Source organism: Streptomyces griseorubiginosus, assembly GCF_001514195.1.
Lineage (GTDB): Bacteria > Actinomycetota > Actinomycetes > Streptomycetales > Streptomycetaceae > Streptomyces > Streptomyces griseorubiginosus.
The window spans coordinates 934,208-953,121 of the sequence record NZ_KQ948734.1 but is presented as its reverse complement, the minus strand read 5'-3'; the positions used below and the strand labels follow the sequence as shown (position 1 = coordinate 953,121).

Below are 18,914 nucleotides of genomic sequence, written 5' to 3'. Positions count from 1 at the left end.
GCTCCAAGGGGTGAGACGGGGATTGAGGCGGCGCGAGGCACCGACCTAACGTTCGGTACATGACTCAAGCCGCCCCGTACCAACTCGCCCAGGTGAACATCGGCCGACTCAAAGCCCCGCTGGACTCGGCTCAGTTGAAGGACTTCGTCGACAACCTCGACCCGGTGAACGCCGACGCGGACGCGGCCGACGGGTTCGTCTGGCGGCTGGAGGACGAGACCGGGGACGCGACGGACATCGCCGTGTTCGGTGACGAATGGCTGATCATCAACATGTCGGTGTGGCGGGACGCCGAGGCGCTGAAGGCGTACATGTACCAGGGCCGGCACCGCGAGATGCTGGCCCGCCGCAGGGAGTTCTTCGAGCGGGTCCAGGAGGCGATGGTGGCCCTGTGGTGGGTCCCGGCGGGCCACCGCCCCACGGTCGCGGAAGCGGAGTCCCGCCTGCTGCACCTGCGGGCGAACGGACCCACTCCGTACGCCTTCACGCTTCGGACACTGTTCCCGGCGGGTGCGGACGAGCCGGTCGCGGGCACGGTCCCGGAGGAACTGGGCTGCCCCGCGTAGGACTTGCGTGATCAGCGAATCGGCTTGCGCATCTCGGAGCGGACCTGGGCCGTCAGCGTCGCCAACGCGCTCAGGTCGGCCTCGGCCGGGTCCTGGCTCGCCTTGGCGGTGATGACCTCGGTCACCCAGCCGCCCGTGTTGCCGTCGGCCCAGCCACAGACCGGAAGGGTCACCTTCATGCGCTCCCCCTTCTGTACGAGGACCTCGCACGTGACGGTGATCCCGTCGGCGCCGGCCGGGTGGAAGTTCTTCGCCGGTACGACGACGCGGGAACCCTCGCCTGCCGCGCCCTCCATCAGGTCCTTGCGCACACGGCCGGGGTACTTGAAGCGCCCGTACAGACCTGAGACCACGAGCGTGCCCTTGCTGTCGTCACCCGCCGAGCTGTACTGCCCGATGACGGTCTTGAGGTCCTTGTAAACCCCCCACTCGCCGTCCGCCTCCTTCTCGATCCCCCTGGACTCCGCGGAACCGGAAGAGTCCTCGTCGAGTTCGTAGCGGCCGCCCACCAGCTTCTCGGGCACGGCGAGGGTGTACTCGGCCTTCGGGTAACCGACGCCGCTCGCCACCTCCACGGCGCCCACGGCCAGGCCCGCCACCCCGGTGCCGACGACTCCGCCCACGACACCCAGGACCAACCAGAGACGGCGCCTCTTCGGAGGTGGGGCGACGGGCGGCGCTCCCCGGCCATTCGGCTGCTGCTGGGGGTACGGATCGCCGTACGGCTGTTGCTGTGGCGGCACCGGCGTCGGGCCGTACGGCTGTTCGGGCATGCCCGTACGTTACGCCAGGTGAGTGGCCCCTTCCTCGACCGCCTCCATCACCTCCGCGACCCGCTCCCGCTCCTCCCTCTCGAAGCGTTCCGTCTCCAGGCGGTCCGCGATCTCCTCGTCCTGGGTCATGAGGAGGTCGAGGTTGGAGTCGCCCATCTCGAAGACGCCCATGTCGACGTAGGCCCGCTGGATGCGTGGGCCCCACAGGCCGATGTCCTTGACGCAGGGGACGATCCGGGAGAAGAGCAACCGGCGGAACAGGGCCAGGAATTCGGACCGCTCGGAGTACTCCTCGGCCTCGGCCGTGGGGATGCCGAAGTTCTCCAGGACCTCGACCCCGCGCAGCCGGTCGCGCATCAGATAGCAGCCCTCGATGACGAACTCCTCGCGCTCGCGCAGTTCGGCGTCGGAGAGCTGTCGGTAGTGGTCCCGCAGCGCCATGCGGCCGAAGGCCACGTGACGGGCCTCGTCCTGCATGACGTACGCGAGGATCTGCTTCGGCAGCGGCTTGTCGGTGGTGTCGCGGATCATGCCGAAGGCCGCCAGCGCGAGGCCCTCGATGAGGACCTGCATGCCGAGGTACGGCATGTCCCAGCGGGAGTCCCTGAGGGTGTCGCCCAGCAGGGACTGGAGGTTGTCGTTGATCGGGTACAGCATCCCGATCTTCTCGTGCAGGAAACGGCCGTAGATCTCCGCGTGCCGGGCCTCGTCCATGACCTGGGTCGCCGAGTAGAGCTTGGCGTCGAGGTCGGGCACGGACTCGACGATCCGCGCGGCGCACACCATCGCCCCCTGCTCGCCGTGCAGGAACTGACTGAACTGCCAGGAGGCCAGGTGCTTGCGGAGCTCGCCCTTGTCGTGGTCGGTGAACTTCGTCCAGTACTTGGTGCCGTAGAGGGAGATGGACTCGTCGGGGGTGCCGAGGGGGTCGTGCGGATCGACTTCCAGGTCCCAGTCGATGCGCTTCTGCCCGTCCCACTGCTTGTCCTTGCCCTTCTGGTAAAGAGCCAGAAGGCGTTCGCGGCCGTCGTCGTACTCCCAGCTGAAGCGGGCCCTGCCCGTCGCCGGTACCTGCCAGTGGGGGTCCCCGGGATCCGTGGTGTACAGGTCGAAAGTCGGCATGTCCCGCAGGCTGCTCCTTCGTAGACGCGGGGTCAACAAGTCGCGCGCGGGGGATTGACGGCCTTGCTGACATCCAGTCTCATAAGTGCCATGACGAGTCTGACAGAAGTCGACGCGCTCGCTGGGCTGCGTGACGCGCTCGGTCTGCTCAAGGACCGGGAGCAGGTGGCCGAGCGGCTGCTCGACTCTTCCGCGAAGCACTCCTTCGACCCGGACGAGGAACTGGACTGGGACGCGCCCTTCGAGGAGGGCAAGTGGTTCTGGCCGCCGGAACTGGTCTCGCTCTACGACACCCCGATGTGGAAGCGGATGAGCGAGGAGCAGCGCATCCTGCTGTCGCAGCACGAGGCCGCGGCGCTCGCCTCGCTCGGCATCTGGTTCGAGATCATCCTCATGCAGCTGCTGTGCCGGCACATCTACGACAAGGCGGCGACGAGCGCCCATGTGCGGTACGCGCTCACCGAGATCGAGGACGAGTGCCGGCACTCGAAGATGTTCGCGCGGCTCATCACCCGGGGCGGGACGCCCTGGTACCCGGTGAGCCGGGGCCACCAGCAGCTGGGCCGGCTGTTCAAGACGATCTCCACGACCCCGGGGTCCTTCACCGCGACGCTGCTCGGCGAGGAGGTCCTCGACTGGATGCAGCGGCTGACCTTCCCCGACGAGCGGGTCCAGCCGCTGGTCAGGGGCGTGACGCGGATCCATGTGGTGGAGGAGGCGCGCCATGTGCGGTACGCCCGCGAGGAGCTGCGGCGCCAGATGCTGACCGCCCCGCGGTGGTCGCAGGAGTTCACCCGGGTCACCTCCGGTGAGTTCGCCCGGGTGTTCTCGGTGGCCTTCGTGAACCCCGAGGTCTACACGAACCTCGGCCTCGACCGGCGGGAGGCGCTGGCCCAGGTGAAGGCGAGCGGGCACCGCAGGGAGGTCATGCAGACCGGCGCGAAGCGGCTGACCGACTTCCTGGACGACATCGGCGTGCTGCGGGGAGTCGGGCGACGGCTGTGGAAGTCGTCGGGGTTGCTGGCCTGAAGGTCTCTGAGGTTCTGAGGGTCGGGGCGGGCCCGGGTGGAGCTGCTCAGCGGTGGCCGTCGCCCGCCCGCTCCCCCGCCCGGAGTGTCAGGTCGCGTCGGTACCAGGTGCCCTGCTTGCCGCCGAGGTCGGCAGGGCCGGCCGGGCCCGCCGCGATGAACCCGGCCTTGGTCAGGACCTTGCGGGACGCGAGGTTCTGGTGGGCGACGGCCGCCCGCAGGGTGCGCAGGCCGTACGCGTCCGGCGCCCGCCGGCACAGGTCCCGTACGGTCGCGGTCGCCACTCCGCGGCCGGTCACGTGCTGGGCGACCCGGTAGCCGAGCTGCGCCGTACCGTCCTCGATGTCGAGCAGGTTGAACCTGCCGAGCACCGAGCCGTCCTCGTCGACGAGCACGTGGAAGGCGCAGACACCGGCCTCCTGCTCGGCCAGCAGGGCCGCGAACCGGTCGGTGAAGCACGCGAAGAAGGCGTCACCCCGGTCGGAGACCGAGGCCGCGAAATACGCGCGGTTGGCCAGCTCGAAGGCCAGGACCGCCGGGGCGTGACGGGCATGCAGCCGCTTCAGCTCGGGCACGGCCCGACCGTATCCGGGGGCACCGCACGGCGGTCACCGGGTTTCCCCGGCCCCACGCCGACCACAGGGGATCCCGGCCGTGCGCCGGGCATCGAGTTCCCGGCCGCACGCCAAGCACGGGGTCCCGGCCACGCACCGCGCATCGGCTCCCCGGCCGCGAGCCGAACACCGGGTTCCCGGCCCCAGGCCGACCACCGGGGTTTCCCGCCGCGCGCCGACCACCTGGACCACCGGACTTCCCGGCCGCGCGACCAGCCACGACGCCCCCGCCGACGCCGGACTACGCTGCATCCATGAGCCCTGCCGCGCCCGCCTACCGCCGTCTGAGTGTCGAGGAGCGACGCAGTCAGCTGCTGGAGGCCGCCCTCGGCCTGTTCGCGCACCGCGCCCCCGAGGACGTGTCCCTGGACGACGTGGCGGAAGCGGCCGGCGTCTCCCGTCCCCTCGTCTACCGGTACTTCCCCGGCGGCAAGCAGCAGCTCTACGAGGCCGCGCTGAGGTCCGCCGCCGACGAACTGGAGCAGTGCTTCGACGAGCCGCTCGACGGCCCGCTCCTGACCCGCCTGTCCCGTGCGCTCGACCGCTACCTCGCCTTCGTCGACGAGCACGACGCCGGTTTCAGCGCGCTGCTCCAGGGCGGCAGCGTCGTGGAGACGTCCCGGACCACCGCCATCGTGGACGGCGTACGGCGGGCCGCGGCCGAGCACATCCTCCGTCACCTCGGCGTCGGCGACCCCGGTCTCCGGCTCCGCATGACCGTACGGATGTGGATCACCGCGGTGGAGGCGGCCTCCCTGATCTGGCTCGACGAGGGCAAGCAGCCGCCCGTGGCCGAGCTGCGGGACTGGCTGGTCGAGCAGTTCGTGGCGGTGCTGTCCGTGACCGCGAACCGTGACCCGGAGACCGCCGCGCTGGTCACGGCCCTCGCGGCAGATGGCTGACACTGGTGCCGTGAAGAGCGAAGACACCCCCTTCGAGGGCGGCCCCATGGACGGCCGGGTGCTGCCCGTGCTGCTGGGACCGACGGGCCACCCGCCGAAGACGTACCGCATCCCGGTCCCCGACGCGGCCGGCGGCCCGCCCACCGTGCTGGTGTACCGCCGGGTGCCCAGGGGGCACAGCAAGCTGGGGATCCAGAAGGGGTGGAAGTACGAGTACGCCCCCGAGGGCGACGCGGACGGCGGGCTGAAGTGGCCCTGGTCCAAGCCCGGCAAGCCCCGCAAGCCCGGCAAGCCGACCGACACCGACGGGTGACGAGGTTGCGCCGAACCGCCCACACCCGGCGCGCGAAAACCTGAGCACCGGCTGATGCTCGCCGTGCGGAACAGAGGGGCTGCTCCGCACGGGAGGTGATGACGTGTCAGGAAGGCTTCTGCGTCTGGTGTGTACGGCGGCTGCGGTGGCCGGCACCGTCCTCGCACCGCTGCCGGCGGTGGCCGTACCGGAGCCCGAGCCGCGTGAGCACACCGTGGCCGTACCGGAGCCCGAGCCGCGTGAGCGCACCGTGGCCGAGCTGCTGACGGATCTTCAGCGGCTGTACCAGGAGACCGAGAAGGCCACCGAGACCTACAACGCCACCGAGGAGCGGCTGCGGGAGAAGCGCGCCGAGGTGACGCGTCTGGACACCGCCCTCTCCCGGGCCCGGCTCTCCCTCCAGGACAGCCGGGGTGCCGCGGGGCGGCTGGCCCGGCAGCAGTACCAGAGCGTCACCGCCATCTCCCCGTACGTCCGCCTCCTGCTGGCCCGCGATCCCCAGCACGCCCTCGAACAGAACCATGTCATCGGCCGGTTGGCGACGGAGCGGGCGAAGACGGTGGGCCGCCTCACCGGCACCGAGCACCGCGCCGACGGGCTCGCCCGGACGGCCCGCAGAGCGCTCGACGACCAGCTCACCCTGGCCGCGCGGCAGAAGACGGAACGGGACGCCGTGCAGAAGAAGCTCACGGAGGTCGAGGACCTCCTCGCGTCCCTCACCGCCGAACAGCTCGCCCGGCTGGCCGAGTTCGAGGAGAAGGGGGTGGCGAGGGCGCAGGAGGAGCTGACGACCTCCGGCGCCCTCGGCCACGGGGAACGCAAGTCGACCAAGAAGGGCGAGAAAGCCCTGGAGTACGCCCGCCGTCAGCTCGGGAAGCCGTACCAGTGGGGCGCGGAGGGCCCGAGGACGTACGACTGCTCGGGCCTGACCTCCCAGGCCTGGGCGCACGCCGGCACCCGGATCCCGCGGACCAGCCAGGAGCAGTGGGCGCGGCTGCCGAGGGTCGAGCTGAAGGACCTGCGCCCGGGGGACCTGGTGATCTACTTCCCCGAGGCCACGCACGTGGCGATGTACCTGGGGAAGGGGAAGGTCATCGAGGCCCCGAGGACGGGCCAGAGGGTGAAGGTGTCCCCCATCGCCTCCCACCCGATCCTCGGAGCCGTACGGCCGGACGGTGGCGGTCAGGCTCCGGCGACCGAGGCCAGGTAGGCGCCCGCCTTCTCCGGCTCGTAGAAGTACTCCTCGAAGTCCGCCGGGTTGTCGAAGCCGTTGGCGAAACGGTCCGCCACCGGGGGCAGCTGCCCTGCCGCGCCGATGAGGTTCAGGATGTGCTCCGGCGGCGGGGCGAGCATCGCGTTGGTCCACTTGGTGACGTGCCGGGCGGTGTCCCAGTACCGCTCGAACGTCCCCCGCATCCACTCCTCGTCGAACTCCTTCTCGCCCTGCTCCAGGATCGACGCGAGGTAGGAAGCGGCGCACTTGGACGCGGAGTTGGAGCCCTGCCCGGTGATCGGGTCGTTGGCGACGACGACGTCGGCCACGCCCAGGACCAGTCCCCCACCGGGCAGGCGCCCTATCGGGTTGCGCACGGTGGGCGCGTACCGGCCGGCCAGCGTGGCGCCGGCGTCGGTGAGTTCGACGTTCGTGGCGCGCGCGTACTCCCAGGGCAGGAACTTCTCCATGAGCTCCAGGGTCAGCGAGAGGTGCTGCGCCGGGTCCTTCACGCCGTTGAAGACGTCGAGCGGGCCGCCGGGAACGCCCTCCCAGAACAGGATGTCGGCGCGCCCGGAGGTGGTGAGCGTCGGCATGACGAACAGCTCGCCCACGCCCGGGACCAGGTTGCAGCGGACCGCCTCGGTGTCCGGGTGCTCGGGGCGCGGGCCCAGTCCGTGGACGTACGAGACGGCGAGGGCGCGCTGCGGCTCGGTGTACGGGGAGCGCTCGGGGTCGCGGGCGAACATCGACACCAGCTCGCCCTTGCCGGCGGAGACCAGTACCAGGTCGTAGGTGCGGGAGAAGTAGTCGAGGTCGCCGACGGCCGCGCCGTGGATGACGAGCTGGCCGCCGCGCTGGGCGAACGTCTCCATCCAGCCGGCCATCTTGACCCGCTGGTCGACCGACTGCGCGTACCCGTCGAGCCTGCCCAGCCAGTCGATCGCGCGCTGCGAGGGGCCCGGGTCGAAGGAGCCGGGGGCCGCCACCGAGACGCCGAGTCCCTCGATCTTCGGGGCCTGGGACTCCCAGAAGTTCAGCTGGAGGTCGCGCTCGTGCTGGAGTGCCGTGTGGAACATGCACTGCGTCGACATGACCCGGCCGGAACGGATCTCGTCCGCCGTCCGGTTGGACATCAGGGTGACCTCGTAGCCGTGCGACTGGAGGCCGAGGGCGAGCTGGAGTCCGGACTGGCCGGCTCCGACGACGAGTATCTTCCGCATGCGGGTGATGGCTCCTAAGGATGGACTACTCGGGGGTCTCGTCCAGCGCGTGGCCGACGAGGGACAGGAGTGTCTCGATCACCGAGATCCGCCGCCGCGCGTCCATGATCATGACAGGTATGTGCGCGGGGACCGTGAGCGCCTCCCGCACGTCCTGCGGGTCGAACAGCTCGCTGCCGTCGAAGTGGTTGACCGCGACGACGTAGGGCAGTCCGCAGCTCTCGAAGTAGTCGAGCGCGGGGAAGGAGTCCTTGAGGCGGCGGGTGTCGGCCAGCACGACCGCGCCGATCGCGCCGCGCACCAGGTCGTCCCACATGAACCAGAACCGCTCCTGGCCGGGGGTGCCGAAGAGGTAGAGGACCAGGTCGTCGTCGAGCGTGATGCGGCCGTAGTCCATGGCCACGGTGGTGGTGACCTTCTCCGGGGTGCCGGTGAGGTCGTCGACCTGCTCGCTGGCCTCGGTCATCAGCGCCTCCGTCTGGAGGGGCTCGATCTCCGAGACGGTGCCGACCAGGGTGGTCTTGCCGACGCCGAAGCCGCCGGCCACGACTATCTTCGTGGCGACGGGCGCCCGGGTGCGGTCCGTCTGCCAGGACTTCAGGTTGTCGTCGGTGTCCTCGAGAGCGAGGTCCCTAAAGGCGACGGAGTCCACTCAGCACCCTTTCCAGCAGAGCGCGGTCGGGACGGCCCGTACCGTGAGCGGTACCGGTGCCGTACACACGGATCTTTCCCTGGTCCGCGAGGTCGCTGAGCAGCACCCGGACCACACCGAGCGGCATCTTCAGCAGCGCGGAGATCTCGGCCACCGTGCGCATCCGGCGGCACAGTTCGACGATGGCCCGCAGTTCCGGCATGACCGACTTCAGCGAGCCGTTGGTCAGCTCCTTGCGCTCCTCGGGCGCTTCGAGAGCCGCCACGAAGGTCTCGACCAGGAGGACGTGACCGAAGCGGGTGCGGCCGCCGGTGAGGGAGTACGGCCGTACGCGCGCGGGTTTGCGGTCGCCGCCGCGGACGGGGAGCTCGGGCAGGTTCGTCATCGGGTGCTCCCCGTCCCCTCGTTCTCCAGCGACTGCCGTAGCTCGCTGCGGAGTTCGGGGGTCAGGACGTGTCCGGCGCGGCCGACGAACAGGGCCATGTGGTAGGCCACCACGCTCATGTCGCAGTCCGCGGAGCCGTGCACGCCGAGCAGCGAGCCGTCGCTGATCGACATCACGAACAGGCTGCCGTCGTCCATCGCGATCATGGTGTGCTTCGTGGAACCGAAGTCCATGAGCTTGGCGGCACCGAGGGTGAGGCTGCCGATGCCGGAGACGATGGTCGCGAGGTCGGCCGACGAGCCGCGCGGGCCGGCGGGTTTGCCCTCCCGGGCCTCGCGTGCCTCCGCGTTCCGATCGGCGTCGGAGGAGAGCAGGAGCAGGCCGTCGGAGGAGACGACGGCGACGGACTGGACGCCGGGGACCTCCTCCACCAGGTTCGTCAGCAGGAAGTGGAGATTGCGGGCCTCACGACTCAGTCCGAAGGTACTGGGCGCGGTCAACTGCTTGCCTCCTCGACTGTGCCCCCCGTGGCTTCTTCGGATGCGGTGCGGTGTTCTGCGGCCGGCAGCTTGGTCTCGCCGGTTCGTTCCTTGATCTCTGCCTCCACGTCCCGGTGACCGGCCTCCGCCCCCCGACGGAAGCCGCCCAGCCTGCGGCGGAGTGCCTCGGCGTCCACCGACGTGTTGCGTCGGCGCGGGACCGGGGCGGTGGGCGTGGTGATCTTGGGCGTGCGCTTGGGGAGGCCCTTGTCGGTGAGGGGCTCCTCGTCGGCGCGCGGCTCCTCGTCGGCGCGGGTGTGCTCGATCTCGGCGGCGGGTGCGGGTGCCTGCGGGTCCTGGGGTGCGGCTTCCGGGGTGTCCTGGGCCGGTACCGGTACCAGCAGCTCCATCGTCGTCTCGGCCGGGGACTCCGCGGGCTGCTCGCGCACGGCCTCGTGGGCAGGAGCGTCCGCCCTCTGCTCGCGCACGGCCTCGTGGGCAGGAGCCTCCGCCCTCTGCTCGCGCACGGCCTCGTGGGCAGGAGCGTCCGCCCTCTGCTCGCGCACGGCATGTTCGGCCGGGGAATCCCCCGCCTGCTCGCGTACCGCCTGCTCGGCCAGGGTGACCAGTGGGTCGCCCTGGGAACGGCCGCTGAGGACGTTGGAGTTGACCTCCGCGTCCGCGCCCGGCAGGGCGAAGGTGTGGGTGGTGCCGGTCCCCGGGGCGTCGGCGGCCGGTACGGCCGACGCGGGCGCGGCGGAGAGCAGGGGCCCCGGGAGGACGACGACCGCGGCCACGCCCCCCTGCTTCTGCTCGCGCAGCTGCACGCGGACGCCGTGCCGGTGGGCGAGGCGGGCCACGACGTACAGGCCGAGGCCGAGGCCCTCGTCGCCCTCGTCGTACGACTCGTAGGCGGCCTCGGGATCGAACGCGGCGAGGCGGGAGTTGAGCGTGGTCATGCGCTCGGCGGTCATGCCGATGCCCTCGTCCTGGACGGAGAGCATGACCTCGCCGCTCTCCAGGAGCCAGCCGGAGACCTCGACGGGCAGGTCGGGCGGGGAGAACGCGGTGGCGTTCTCCATCAGTTCGGCCAGCAGGTGGGAGAGGTCGTCCGCGGCGAAGCCCGCCACATGGGCGTGCGGCGGCAGGGCGGCGATACGGACCCGCTCGTAGCGCTCGATCTCGCTGACCGCGGCCCGGACGACGTCGACCAGCGGGACCGGACCCGCGCTCTGCTGGACGTGTTCCGTGCCGGCCAGGACGAGGAGGTTCTCGCTGTGGCGGCGCATGACCGTGGCGAAGTGGTCGAGCTTGAAGAGGGTCGCGAGGCGCTCGGGGTCCTGCTCGCGCTCCTCCAGGTTCTCGATGACGGCGAGTTGGCGTTCGACGAGGCCGAGGGTGCGCAGCGCGAGGTTGACGAAGGTGGCGCCGATCGTCCCCCGCAGACGCGTCAGCTGGGCGGCGGACTCGGCGAGTTCGCCCTTGAGCTGCTCGCGGGCGTCGGCCATCTTCTGGCGCTGGCCGACCAGGTGCTTGCGGTCGGCCTCCAGCGTGGTGATCCGCTCGGCGAGGGCGACGGCGTGCGCGTGCAGGGCGTTGACGGAGCGGACGACCTGGGCGAACTCGTCGTTGCGGCCGGTGAAGGAGACCGCTTCCTCGGTGGTCGGGTCCTCCGCCCCGGCGAGCCGCGCGGAGCCCCGGCGCAGCACGGACAGCGGGCGGGTGAGGGTGCGGGCCATGGCGGTGGCGATGCCGACGGCGAGCAGCATCAGCGCGCCGAGTATCGCGACGCGCAGCTCCAGCGCGGTGACGTCGTCGTCGCGCAGCTGCTCCAGCGCCTTGACCCGGCGGTCGAAGAGGGCCGACTCGGCGCCCCGCATCAGGTCGACGCGGGCCGAGAGGGCGTCGTCGAGCTTGGCGGTGCTGGTGCCCAGCTCGCCGCCGGCGAGGGTGGGCTGGTCGGTGAGGGCGGCGAGGTACTTGTCGGCGGAGTTGACGTCGGGGCCGGTGACCGTGGAGTCGAAGCTGGCCTTGGCGGCCGCGGGCGCGGAGTCCTGGAAGTCGGCGAGGGCCGCGTCGGAGCGCAGCCGGGCCTGCTGGGCGGCGGCGCTGAGCGCGTCGCGCTGCTTGGCGTCGGCGGCCGAGGTGACCTTCTTGGTGTCGGTCAGGCCGGTGAGGGGGTTGTAGACGCTCTCGGTCGTCGTCGGCACGCTGAGGGCCGCGAGCAGCAGTCCGCGGGTGGCGGCGGCCTGCTGTACGGCGGAGTCGAGCTCGGCGAGGGCGTAGGCGCCGGAGCCCGCGCGGGGCGGTGTCCTCGCGGCCAGTTCCTCGGCGAGCCGGTGCAGCTCGGTGACGACGGCCGAGTAGGCGCTGTGCGCCTCCAGGGCGGTGGACTTCCCGGTGAGGGCGGAGTGCCGTACGGCGGCGATGTCGTCGAGGTCGCCGCGCAGGGCCGGGGAGAGGTCGGTGTCGGCGCGCAGTTCCTCGATCTGGCGGTCGACGCGGGCGCTCGACTGCTCGCCGGGGGCCTTGGACTTGGGGCGGCCGGCGGCGATGTAGGGGGTGACCTCGTCGCGTTCGTCGGCGAGCGCGTGGGCGAGGTCGAGCGCGTCCTGGGTCTGCTCGGCGAGCGTCACCAGGTCCTGGGAGTCGTGGAGGTCCCCGGACGCGGTGACGAGGGAGGGGACGCCGGCCCCGGCGATCGCGGCGGCCACGACGGCGACGGCGAGAATCAGCCGGGTGCGGACATGAGTGGGGCGGCCCTTGCCGACGGGGGTCTCGGGGGCGCCGGGCGCGACGGGTGTGCGCTCCGCTTCCGTGCCGGAGGCCGTCTGCTTGCCTGTGCGACGAGGCCGCGTCTTCTGCACCGCTGCTCGCATTCCTGAACTCGTGAAACCCATGGGCCCGGAGTGACGCTCCGTCAACTGGTGTGCACACCGGGGTGCGATTCCCGACCCTCCCAGCGCCGGTGGGCGGTGGGCGAGCATCGCCTGAGCCGCCACCCGAAGGAGTGAACCCCGTCGGGGAGTTGGCGGGCAAGTTCCTGGGACACGCGCGCGTGTCGGGTCCGGTGGGCCGGTTGGACGCCGGGGAGAACCGATGGCAGGATTCGCCACCACGTCGGGCCGGAGTGCGCCAATCCCTCCTAAACCAGGCGTCTGACCTGCGCGTGTGCGTCAATTCCGCGACCGTTGCCGGGCTTTGGCGAAGCTTGTGAAGGGGTCGTGCAGACTGGCCGAATGCGTACGGAACTTGTCACGGAGCCCGGGGATGTCCAGCGGCCCAACGAGGACTTCGCGAGTGTCGCCCTGCCCGCGTCCGGGCGGGGCGGAGTGCTGGTCGTGCTCGACGGGGTGACGCCGCCGCGGAGCGGGACCGGGTGTCTGCATTCGGTTCACTGGTTCACGGCCCGACTGGGCGGGGCGCTGACCGAACTGGCCGTTTCGCTCATGGATGTTCCGCTGGTGGAGGTGCTGTCGGGGGCCATCGTGCGCACAGCTCGGTCACACGGTGAAGGTTGTGACCTTTCTCACCCACGCACGCCCCAGGCGACGGTGGCGATGGCGCGGTGGTCGCCGTCGGCCGTGGAGTACCTGGTCCTGTCCGACTCGATGCTGCTGGTGGAGTCCCCGGCCGGGGTGGTGACGCCGGTGCTGGACGACCGGCTGGCGCGCATCCCGCGTGCCGCGCTGGCCACGGACGCGCTGGTCGACACCCACCTCCGCAACAAGGAGGGCGGCTTCTACACGGCGGCCGCGGATCCCTCGGTGGCCGAGCGCTCGGTGACGGGCTCCCTCCCCCGCGCCGAGGTCCGCACCCTGGCCGCGCTCACGGACGGCGCGGCCCGCTGGGTGGAGCGCTTCGAGGAAGGCACCTGGACCGACTGCCTCACCTTCGTACGACAGCGGAGCGCGCAGGCCCTGGTGGACCGCGTACGAGAACTGGAACGCGAGGACGCGGAGGCACGCGTGCGCTTGGGCCGGGCCAAGACCCACGATGACGCGACGGTGGTCTATGCGGAGCTGTGAGGGGGGCGCGGGGCTGGTCGGGGGTCGATGGGGTGCGTCGGGCCGCGCGAGGGGGTGGGGGCGGGGGCTCGACGGGACGGCGGGCGGTTCGACCAGGTGGGACGGAGTGCTCGACGGGTGGGGGCGGCTCAGCCGGGTGAAGAGGGGGCGGGCGCTTGATCGGGTGACGCAGGCGGGTCGGTGCCGCGGAGGTCCGAACGGGTGAGAAGGGACGGCCGATTGGCCGATCAGGTGTCCGAGGCGCCCGATCAGGTGCAGCAACCAGGTGCCTTGGGGCGCTCGACCGGGTTCCGGGGGCGCCCGGCCCGGTGCCGCGAACAGCTCGCTCTACCCGACGCCGGACCACCCGCCCGGCCGACGCGGACGGCCCGACCCGGCGCTGCCGCGGGACGCAGACCGTCTCAGCCGGCGCCACGGGCAACGCGGCACACCGCTTGCGGCAAGCCGCTCGGCGAGTCGCTCGCCGTTCCGCGCCAAGGGCAACTTGATCCACCGACGCCCTGCGTCCCAGCAGCCGCAGCAGATCACCCGACCGCCCGACGCCCCCCGTGGCTGCGGACCAGTGCAGCCCCTCGGCTCGGCCAAGTGGCGGACGCTCGCTACTTCTCCATGCCCCGGTTCAGCTGGTGCAGGAGGCGGGCCAGTTCCGTGACCTCTGCCGGGTTCCAGTGGGCGAGGCGGCCCGCGTAGCGGGCGCGGCGGGCGTCGCGGACGCGGTGGACCCGGGTGCGGCCCTCCTCCGTGAGGTCGACGAGCCAGGCGCGGCCGTCCGCGGGGTCCGGTTCGCGGGCGACCAGGCCCAGTTCCTCCAGGGCGCGCAGCTGGCGGGACATCGTGGCCTTGCCGACGCCGATGTACCCGGCCAGTTCCGTGGCGCGCTGACGGCCGCATTCATCCAGACGGATCAGCAGGCCGTACGCCGCCGACTCCAGGTCCGGGTGGACCTCGCGGGCCATCTCCCCCTGGTTGGCCCGGGCGCGCCGCAGCAGGACGGTCAACTCGCGTTCCAGCGCCAGGAATCCGGGCTGGTCCACACCGCTCGCCGGGGCGTCTGCCGCACCCCGGCCCGCGCCACCCTTTCCGTCTTCGTGCACGTCAGCCCCTGCCTCGGATTTCCCGGTTCTGAAAGTTTGCGCCAAATTGCGCCGTAGCCGCAGCTCCGTAAGTATTTCGCAGGGCTAGACCAACGGCAGCAACCGGTCCCTCTTCCCAGCCGCTCACAGCCGTGCGTAGCTTCTTGACCGGGCGATGTCTGGCATGCCCACGCCACACACCCCGGCCGGGTGTTCCCCCACCGAGCATCACCGAGCCCTTCGGAGGCCCGCCATGCCCGTGCACAGACCCGGATCCCCCCGCCCACGGCGCGCGTTCCTCGCCGGCGCCCTCATAGCCGTATGCGCGCTGGTGCCCATAACCCCGGCGTCGGCCGCGGAGTCGCCCGACGCCACAGCCAGCGCCACCGCCGGCACCACGACCAACACCCCCACCACCCCCGCCCGCGGCACCGCCCGCATGGGCATGGGCGTCGCCGCCCACGACGGCCAGGACGGCCTGCCCACCGGCACCCGCGCCGCCCAGACCGAGGGCGTCGACGTGGCCAGCTACCAGGGCAACGTCTCCTGGACGACCCTGTGGAACAGCGGAGTCCGCTGGTCGTACAACAAGGCCAGCGAGGGGACGTACTACACGAACCCCTACTTCTCCCAGCAGTACACCGGCGCCTACGGCGTCGGGATGATCCGCGGCGCGTACCACTTCGCGACCCCGGACACCACGTCCGGCGCAACGCAGGCGAACTATTTCGTCGACCACGGCGGCGGCTGGTCCGCCGACGGCAGGACCCTGCCCGGCACCCTCGACATCGAGTGGAACCCGTACGGCGACACCTGCTACGGCAAGAGCACGAGCGGGATGGTCAGCTGGATCCGTGACTTCCTGAACCAGTACAAGGCCCGCACCGGCCGCAACGCCGTCATCTACACCTCCACCACCTGGTGGTCCCAGTGCACCGGCAACTACGCCGGCTTCTCCGCCAACCCGCTGTGGATCGCCCGGTACGCCTCGACCGCCGGAACGCTGCCGGCGGGGTGGAGCACCTACACGATGTGGCAGTACACCTCCTCCGGGCCGACGGTCGGCGACCACGACAAGTTCAACGGGGCCCTGGACCGCGTCCAGGCGCTCGCCAAGGGCTGACGCGCTTCCTCACCGACACGGCGAAGGCCCGGGCCTCCCTCACGAGAACCCGGGCCTTCACCTCATCCGGCAGCGCCCGTCACGCCGCCACCGGAACCTCCGGCGCCGCCCCGTTCACAGCCGGGGACAGCGCCAGCTCCAGGACCTGGCGGACGTCGGTGACGGCGTGGACGTCGAGCTTGTCCAGCACCTCCGCCGGGACGTCGTCCAGGTCGGCCTCGTTGCGCTTGGGGATGATGACGGTGCTCACCCCGGCGCGGTGCGCGGCGAGCAGCTTCTGCTTCACGCCGCCGATCGGGAGCACCCGGCCGGTCAGCGAGACCTCGCCCGTCATGGCCACGTCCGTGCGGACCAGTCGGCCGCTGAGCAGCGACGCCAGTGCCGTCGTCATCGTGACGCCCGCGCTCGGCCCGTCCTTCGGGACCGCGCCCGCCGGGAAGTGGATGTGCACGCCCCGGTCCTTGAGGTCGGCGACGGGCAGCTCCAGCTCGGCGCCGTGCGACCGGAGGAAGCTCAGCGCGATCTGCGCGCTCTCCTTCATCACGTCACCCAGCTGGCCGGTCAGGGTCAGCCCCGCCGCGCCCGTCTCCGGGTCGGCCAGCGACGCCTCCACGTAGAGGACGTCCCCGCCCGCGCCGGTGACCGCGAGTCCGGTCGCCACACCCGGGACCGCCGTACGGCGCTCCGCCGGGTCCTGGGCCGACTCGGGCACGTGGTGCGGCCGGCCGATCAGTGCGCGCAGGTCGTCCGCGCCGATGGTGAACGGCAGCTCCCGCTCGCCCAGTTCGTGCTGCGCCGCGACCTTGCGGAGCAGCCGGGCGATCGAGCGCTCCAGGGTGCGCACGCCCGCCTCGCGGGTGTACTCCCCGGCGAGCTTGCGCAGCGCGCTCTCCTCCAGTGTCACCTCGTCCTTGTCGATGCCCGCCCGCTCCAGCTGGCGCGGGAGCAGGTGGTCGCGGGCGATGACGACCTTCTCGTCCTCGGTGTAGCCGTCGAGTCGGACCAGCTCCATACGGTCCAGCAGGGCCTCGGGGATGGCCTCCAGGACGTTCGCCGTGGCGAGGAACACCACGTCGGACAGGTCGAGTTCGACCTCCAGGTAGTGGTCGCGGAAGGTGTGGTTCTGCGCCGGGTCCAGGACCTCCAGGAGGGCCGCCGCGGGGTCGCCGCGGAAGTCGGAGCCCACCTTGTCGATCTCGTCGAGCAGGACGACCGGGTTCATGGAACCGGCCTCCTTGATGGCCCGCACGATCCGGCCGGGCAGCGCGCCGACGTACGTACGGCGGTGGCCGCGGATCTCGGCCTCGTCGCGGACGCCACCGAGGGCGACGCGGACGAACTTGCGGCCCATGGCGTGCGCGACGGACTCGCCGAGGCTGGTCTTGCCGACGCCGGGCGGGCCGACGAGGGCCAGCACGGCACCGCCGCGCCGCCCGCCGATGACACCGAGGCCCCGGTCGCTGCGGCGCTTGCGCACCGCCAGGTACTCGGTGATCCGCGCCTTCACGTCCTCAAGACCGGCGTGCTCGGCGTCCAGGACCGCCTTGGCGCCCTGGATGTCGTAGGCGTCCTCGGTCCGCTCGTTCCAGGGGAGTTCGAGGACGGTGTCCAACCAGGTACGGATCCAGGAGCCCTCAGGGGACTGGTCGCTGGACCGCTCCAGCTTGTCGACCTCCTTGAGGGCGGCCTCCCGCACCTTCTCGGGCAGGTCGGCGGCCTCGACCCGGGCGCGGTAGTCGTCGGACTCCTCGCCGTCCTGTTCGCCGTTGATCTCGCGCAGTTCCTTGCGGACGGCTTCGAGCTGACGGCGGAGCAGGAACTCGCGCTGCTGCTTGTCGACGCCCTCCTGGACGTCCTTCGCGATGGTCTCGGCGACGTCCTGCTCGGCGAGGTGGTCGCGCAGCTGCTGGGTGGCGAGCTTGAGGCGGGCGACCGGGTCGGCGGTCTCCAGCAGCTCGACCTTCTGCTCGGTGGTCAGGAAGGGGGAGTAACCGGAGTTGTCGGCAAGGGCGGACACGTCGTCGATGGCCTGTACCCGGTCCACGACCTGCCAGGCTCCGCGCTTGCGCAGCCAGGCGGTGGCGAGGGCCTTGTACTCCTTGACCAGTTCGGCGACATGACCGGGCAGCGGTTCGGGGACGGTCTGCTCGACCGTGGTCCCCTCGACCCACAGGGCGGCGCCCGGGCCGGTGGTCCCCGCACCGATCTTCACCCTGCCCCGGCCGCGGATGAGGGCGCCGGGGTCGCCGTCGGCCAGCCGGCCGACCTGCTCGACGGTGCCGAGCACGCCGGTGCTCGCGTAGGTCCCGTCGATCCGTGGCACCAGCAGGACCTTGGGCTTGCCGGGTTCCGAACGGGCGGCGGCCTGGGCGGCCTCCACCGCGGCGCGGACGTCGGCGTCGTTCAGGTCCAGCGGCACCACCATTCCGGGCAGCACGACCTCGTCGTCGAGCGGCAGCACAGGCAGAGTGAGCGGTGTGGACGTCGAAGCCATGATCTCCCCTTCGGCAGTCAAGTTGAGCTATGCCGACTCAATGCACGTGAGCCTTCGAATGTTCCCCATGCGCTTCCCTGTTCGCTGTGGGCGATCACCGCTGTCGGGGCCGACCCCCCCGACCCCTATCGTGACCATGCGTAATAGTCATGATGCTCGATAGACCATTACAGGGGGTTCGATGGACGGAATCGTGCAGGCATGGGTGGAGGGCTGGGTCGTGTCCCGCGGGGCCGCCCCGCCGCAGCGTGAGGCGTGGGGCTTCACTGTGGACGTGGGGCAGATCGCCCAGGTCTCGCGGCATGTCTTCGACACGCTGGGCGACGAGGTGGACGAGGGCGCCGTGCGCAAGGTCGCGGACGCGGTGACGGGCGCCGGGGTGTGGCTGAAGGTGTTCCAGGACCCGGAGATCGTGGGGAAGTGGCTGGGCGAGGGCTGGTGGGTGGATCCCGAGCCCGGATATCTGATGACGGTCCCGCTGGCGGGCACGCGAGCGGAAGCCGGCGACGTGCCGGACGGTTACCGCACGCGCGTGTGGTCCGTCGGCGGCGTCACACGCGTGCTCGTCGCCGCGCCCGACGGCTCCCTCGCCGCCCGCGGCCAGGTGGCCCCGACCGGCGCGAGTGCCGTCTTCGACCAGATCGAGACCGTGACGGCCCACCGGCGACGGGGGCTGGGCAGCGTCGTCATGCGCACGCTCCAGGCCGCGGCGACCGCGACGGGTGCGCAGACCGGCGTACTGGCGGGGACACCCGCGGGCCGCGGGCTGTACGAGTCCCTGGGCTGGCATGCGCAAGCTCCGCTCACCAGCGCGAAGTTCACCGGCCCGAACGCCGGGTGACCACCCGTCACCATCCGCGGGAAACCCGGAGGCGGCCCGGGGCGGCCTCTGTCATGCTGCGCCGGTGATCGCCGAAAACGGGGGA

18 protein-coding genes are annotated in these 18,914 nt (G+C 71.4%); 8 read left to right on the top strand and 10 right to left on the bottom strand.

From position 1 onward, the window contains the following. Positions 1-59 precede the first annotated feature (59 nt). Positions 60-566 carry a DUF3291 domain-containing protein gene (locus AQJ54_RS04290; protein ID WP_062233995.1) on the top strand — a complete coding sequence of 169 codons (507 nt, stop codon included), beginning with the start codon at positions 60-62 and terminating at the stop codon, positions 564-566. 11 nt (positions 567-577) lie between these two features. On the opposite strand, the gene AQJ54_RS04285 is transcribed toward AQJ54_RS04290, so the two are convergent. After that, on the bottom strand, positions 578-1,339 hold the full coding sequence (locus AQJ54_RS04285) for a hypothetical protein (RefSeq protein WP_248845295.1): 762 nt from the start codon (positions 1,337-1,339) through the stop codon (positions 578-580). Between the two features lie 9 nt (positions 1,340-1,348). Further along, complete coding sequence (locus tag AQJ54_RS04280) at positions 1,349-2,461, bottom strand: ferritin-like domain-containing protein (RefSeq protein WP_062233988.1); 1,113 nt, start codon at positions 2,459-2,461, stop codon at positions 1,349-1,351. Between the two features lie 90 nt (positions 2,462-2,551). Here AQJ54_RS04280 and AQJ54_RS04275 point away from each other — a divergent pair, with 90 nt between their 5' ends. Then, on the top strand, positions 2,552-3,490 hold the full coding sequence (locus AQJ54_RS04275) for an AurF N-oxygenase family protein (protein WP_062233985.1): 939 nt from the start codon (positions 2,552-2,554) through the stop codon (positions 3,488-3,490). Between the two features lie 46 nt (positions 3,491-3,536). Here AQJ54_RS04275 and AQJ54_RS04270 read toward each other — a convergent pair whose 3' ends face one another. Beyond that, positions 3,537-4,064 (bottom strand): GNAT family N-acetyltransferase, encoded by a 528-nt coding sequence (locus tag AQJ54_RS04270; RefSeq protein ID WP_062233983.1) that lies wholly within the window; start codon positions 4,062-4,064, stop codon positions 3,537-3,539. A gap of 293 nt (positions 4,065-4,357) precedes the next feature. On the opposite strand from AQJ54_RS04270, the gene AQJ54_RS04265 reads away from it, so the two are divergent. The 3 genes from AQJ54_RS04265 (at position 4,358) to AQJ54_RS04255 (ending at position 6,528) form a co-directional block, all read left to right on the top strand. Further along, positions 4,358-5,005 carry a TetR/AcrR family transcriptional regulator gene (locus AQJ54_RS04265; RefSeq protein ID WP_062027150.1) on the top strand — a complete coding sequence of 216 codons (648 nt, stop codon included), beginning with the start codon at positions 4,358-4,360 and terminating at the stop codon, positions 5,003-5,005. After that, positions 4,998-5,318: a hypothetical protein gene (locus AQJ54_RS04260; RefSeq protein ID WP_211278487.1), complete on the top strand. Its 321-nt coding sequence runs from the start codon at positions 4,998-5,000 to the stop codon at positions 5,316-5,318. Before AQJ54_RS04265 ends, AQJ54_RS04260 begins: the two co-directional genes overlap by 8 nt. A 103-nt stretch (positions 5,319-5,421) precedes the next feature. After that, positions 5,422-6,528: a C40 family peptidase gene (locus tag AQJ54_RS04255; RefSeq protein WP_062233978.1), complete on the top strand. Its 1,107-nt coding sequence runs from the start codon at positions 5,422-5,424 to the stop codon at positions 6,526-6,528. Here the strand turns inward: AQJ54_RS04255 and AQJ54_RS04250 are convergent. From AQJ54_RS04250 to AQJ54_RS04230, 5 genes are read right to left on the bottom strand one after another with little or no spacing between them, the layout of a single operon-like run. Beyond that, a complete protein-coding gene (locus AQJ54_RS04250; RefSeq protein ID WP_062027154.1) occupies positions 6,501-7,754 on the bottom strand; it encodes a styrene monooxygenase/indole monooxygenase family protein in 1,254 nt (417 codons plus the stop codon). The two genes, AQJ54_RS04255 and AQJ54_RS04250, sit on opposite strands and share 28 nt — an antisense overlap. Before the next feature lie 25 nt (positions 7,755-7,779). After that, complete coding sequence (locus AQJ54_RS04245) at positions 7,780-8,406, bottom strand: GTP-binding protein (protein ID WP_030320406.1); 627 nt, start codon at positions 8,404-8,406, stop codon at positions 7,780-7,782. Continuing rightward, entirely contained in the window at positions 8,387-8,791 is a 405-nt protein-coding gene (locus AQJ54_RS04240) for a DUF742 domain-containing protein (protein WP_062233975.1), read from the bottom strand. The genes AQJ54_RS04245 and AQJ54_RS04240 overlap by 20 nt, the downstream gene beginning before the upstream one ends. After that, positions 8,788-9,291 carry a roadblock/LC7 domain-containing protein gene (locus AQJ54_RS04235; protein ID WP_062027158.1) on the bottom strand — a complete coding sequence of 168 codons (504 nt, stop codon included), beginning with the start codon at positions 9,289-9,291 and terminating at the stop codon, positions 8,788-8,790. Before AQJ54_RS04235 ends, AQJ54_RS04240 begins: the two co-directional genes overlap by 4 nt. Further along, positions 9,288-12,137, bottom strand: coding sequence for a sensor histidine kinase (locus AQJ54_RS04230; protein ID WP_062233972.1), 2,850 nt, complete (start codon positions 12,135-12,137; stop codon positions 9,288-9,290). The genes AQJ54_RS04235 and AQJ54_RS04230 overlap by 4 nt, the downstream gene beginning before the upstream one ends. A 372-nt stretch (positions 12,138-12,509) precedes the next feature. Between AQJ54_RS04230 and AQJ54_RS04225 the strand changes: the two genes are divergently transcribed. Further along, entirely contained in the window at positions 12,510-13,298 is a 789-nt protein-coding gene (locus AQJ54_RS04225; RefSeq protein ID WP_062027161.1) for a protein phosphatase 2C domain-containing protein, read from the top strand. 599 nt (positions 13,299-13,897) lie between these two features. On the opposite strand, the gene AQJ54_RS04220 is transcribed toward AQJ54_RS04225, so the two are convergent. Further along, complete coding sequence (locus AQJ54_RS04220) at positions 13,898-14,392, bottom strand: MarR family winged helix-turn-helix transcriptional regulator (RefSeq protein WP_062027163.1); 495 nt, start codon at positions 14,390-14,392, stop codon at positions 13,898-13,900. 232 nt (positions 14,393-14,624) lie between these two features. On the opposite strand from AQJ54_RS04220, the gene AQJ54_RS04215 reads away from it, so the two are divergent. Then, positions 14,625-15,494 (top strand): lysozyme, encoded by an 870-nt coding sequence (locus tag AQJ54_RS04215; protein ID WP_062233969.1) that lies wholly within the window; start codon positions 14,625-14,627, stop codon positions 15,492-15,494. A 79-nt stretch (positions 15,495-15,573) separates the two neighbouring features. Here AQJ54_RS04215 and lon read toward each other — a convergent pair whose 3' ends face one another. Continuing rightward, positions 15,574-17,988, bottom strand: coding sequence for an endopeptidase La (gene lon, locus AQJ54_RS04210; RefSeq protein WP_062027167.1), 2,415 nt, complete (start codon positions 17,986-17,988; stop codon positions 15,574-15,576). A 181-nt stretch (positions 17,989-18,169) separates the two neighbouring features. Between lon and AQJ54_RS04205 the strand changes: the two genes are divergently transcribed. Then, complete coding sequence (locus tag AQJ54_RS04205) at positions 18,170-18,829, top strand: GNAT family N-acetyltransferase (protein ID WP_062233967.1); 660 nt, start codon at positions 18,170-18,172, stop codon at positions 18,827-18,829. Positions 18,830-18,914: the final 85 nt, after the last annotated feature.

Bases quoted from the DNA above. Each gene is read 5' to 3' on its own strand.
- AQJ54_RS04290 (WP_062233995.1), top strand. From the start codon at position 60: ATGACTCAAGCCGCCCCGTACCAACTCGCCCAGGTGAACATCGGCCGA.
- AQJ54_RS04285 (WP_248845295.1), bottom strand. From the start codon at position 1,339: ATGCCCGAACAGCCGTACGGCCCGACGCCGGTGCCGCCACAGCAACAG.
- AQJ54_RS04280 (WP_062233988.1), bottom strand. From the start codon at position 2,461: ATGCCGACTTTCGACCTGTACACCACGGATCCCGGGGACCCCCACTGG.
- AQJ54_RS04275 (WP_062233985.1), top strand. From the start codon at position 2,552: ATGACGAGTCTGACAGAAGTCGACGCGCTCGCTGGGCTGCGTGACGCG.
- AQJ54_RS04265 (WP_062027150.1), top strand. From the start codon at position 4,358: ATGAGCCCTGCCGCGCCCGCCTACCGCCGTCTGAGTGTCGAGGAGCGA.
- AQJ54_RS04260 (WP_211278487.1), top strand. From the start codon at position 4,998: ATGGCTGACACTGGTGCCGTGAAGAGCGAAGACACCCCCTTCGAGGGC.
- AQJ54_RS04250 (WP_062027154.1), bottom strand. From the start codon at position 7,754: ATGCGGAAGATACTCGTCGTCGGAGCCGGCCAGTCCGGACTCCAGCTC.
- AQJ54_RS04240 (WP_062233975.1), bottom strand. From the start codon at position 8,791: ATGACGAACCTGCCCGAGCTCCCCGTCCGCGGCGGCGACCGCAAACCC.
- AQJ54_RS04225 (WP_062027161.1), top strand. From the start codon at position 12,510: ATGCGTACGGAACTTGTCACGGAGCCCGGGGATGTCCAGCGGCCCAAC.
- AQJ54_RS04215 (WP_062233969.1), top strand. From the start codon at position 14,625: ATGCCCGTGCACAGACCCGGATCCCCCCGCCCACGGCGCGCGTTCCTC.
- lon (WP_062027167.1), bottom strand. From the start codon at position 17,988: ATGGCTTCGACGTCCACACCGCTCACTCTGCCTGTGCTGCCGCTCGAC.
- AQJ54_RS04205 (WP_062233967.1), top strand. From the start codon at position 18,170: ATGGACGGAATCGTGCAGGCATGGGTGGAGGGCTGGGTCGTGTCCCGC.